The sequence below is a fragment of the Sporolactobacillus sp. STSJ-5 genome, from assembly GCF_024385605.1.
GTDB lineage: Bacteria > Bacillota > Bacilli > Bacillales > Sporolactobacillaceae > Sporolactobacillus.
Map to the genome: position 1 here is coordinate 1 of NZ_JANFOJ010000041.1, position 1,892 is coordinate 1,892.

At 47.6% G+C, this 1,892-nt stretch carries 1 protein-coding gene; it reads right to left on the reverse strand.

Going from position 1 to position 1,892, the window contains the following annotated elements:
• Positions 1 to 68: 68 nt before the first annotated feature.
• A complete protein-coding gene (gene ltrA / locus NOM01_RS16995) occupies positions 69 to 1,463 on the reverse strand; it encodes a group II intron reverse transcriptase/maturase (protein ID WP_255749774.1) in 1,395 nt (464 codons plus the stop codon).
• Between the last annotated feature and the right edge of the window lie 429 nt (positions 1,464 to 1,892).

The window sequence follows — 1,892 nt, forward strand, 5'->3', positions numbered from 1 at the left end:
ATCGAGTAGGAGGAGATAATTTCTCCGACCTCTCACACCACCGTACGTACGGGTCCGTATACGGCGGTTCAATAGCTTAAGTGTGCATGCTCGAACAGATGGACTAGATTTTTGAGTCCCACCTGTTCGAGTATTTTATTTGTGATTGACCGATGTAAGATATGGCTACAGGCGATATGCCAGTAACCTTTTCGTGTATTTGCCCATTCCCACGCTTTTTGTCTTGGAATCTTTAGTTTCATGAGACTTTTATAGCGCGTCTTGACCTTCTTCCAGCGTTTCCAAATGATCTGGCGAATTCTTCGCCGGAGCCACTGATTAATATGCCGAATATAACTCTTCATATAGCTTATGCCATAGTAGTTGATCCATCCTGTGGTTACTTCATTAATTTCTTTAATGATCCCACGGATGTTACCGCTTCGGCTTCTTTTCGTCAGGTGTTTGAGCTTTCGCTCAAAGCGCTTTTTCGACTTGATGTGGGGGCGGAACCCCGATCCCTGTTTGGTCGTGTGCAGGCAGAATCCAAGAAATTTGAGTTTCGTTGGGCTGCCGACCTGAGTTTTCTCCCGATTGACGGTTAGTTTCAGTTTATCTTCCAGAAAGGTGGTGATACTCTTCATGACTCGTTCGCCCGCTCTTCTGCTTTTGACATAGATCGTACAGTCGTCGGCATAGCGAACAAACTTATGTCCTCTTCGTTCCAGTTCCTTGTCCAGTTGATCAAGATAAATGTTGCCTAGAATGGGAGAAAGATTGCCGCCTTGGGGAACACCGGCTTCGGTCGGTACAACCCTTCCATTCGTATGCACACCACTACGCAGGAACCTGCGAATGAGTTGAAGGACGATTTTGTCCTTAATCCGTTTTTCCACGCAATACATCAACTGGTCATGATTCACTGTGTCAAAGTAGGCTTTTAAATCAAGATCCACCGCATATCTATATCCTGCTTCGTAGTAAGCCTTGGCGCGTTTCATTGCGTTATGGGCACTGCGGTGCGGGCGGAAGCCAAAGCTGTTGTCTGAGAACGTCGGGTCAACGATCCGTTCCATCACTTGAAGGATCGCTTGTTGTACCAGTCGGTCACGTACAGTCGGAACTCCGAGCTTTCGTTTCGATCCATCCGGTTTGGGAATTTCTACACGTCTTACGGGTTGTGGCTTATAGGAGCCATTCCTCATCTGTTTGATCAATTCTTCCTTGTTCCGTATGAGGTAAGAAAAGAGCTCCTTCACTGTCGTCCCATCGATGCCTGCCGCTCCTTTATTCGCCTTAACACGCTTGTAGGCTTGATTAAGATTGGAACGGCTCGTTATTTTCACGATGAGTTTTTGATTTTTCACACCATCTCTTCGTTCAGGTTCGCCGTGAGTCGTGCTACACACTTCTGTCGTACCTTCGGACTCCATCCTATTCTTCGATAGATAGTCATCATTTGATGTTTTCTGTGATTGCCGCATCGCTCACACCTCCTCTGTTTCCGAGATTACTATTGTTCAGCCCTTTGTCCTGGTGGACTACTATGGCTTCTGCTGACTTCTTACAATTCATCTCACCATCACTGGCATGATTGTTCCTGTGGGAAATGCCTTCCCTCTTGTCGGGAACCCTTGTAAGACCTCCCCGGGTAAGAACGACCGCTTTCCTTCCATGTGGCTGCTGCATATACTGTTTGAGATTCGGGCAGTATTGGACTTCACCTTGTTACGCAGGCTTATCCGTCTCTATTCAGCCTTAGTATGCAGTTCTTGTTCATCAGCCCAGAAGTTTGCCTCCGGCTTCCTTCAGATTCCACCTCACAGTGGACACCCTTGCCTTTGGCTAACAGTTCCTACTGCCAAGCCTGTAGCGGACTTTCACCGCCTAGCTGTCGTCCATGCCGGGCGCAC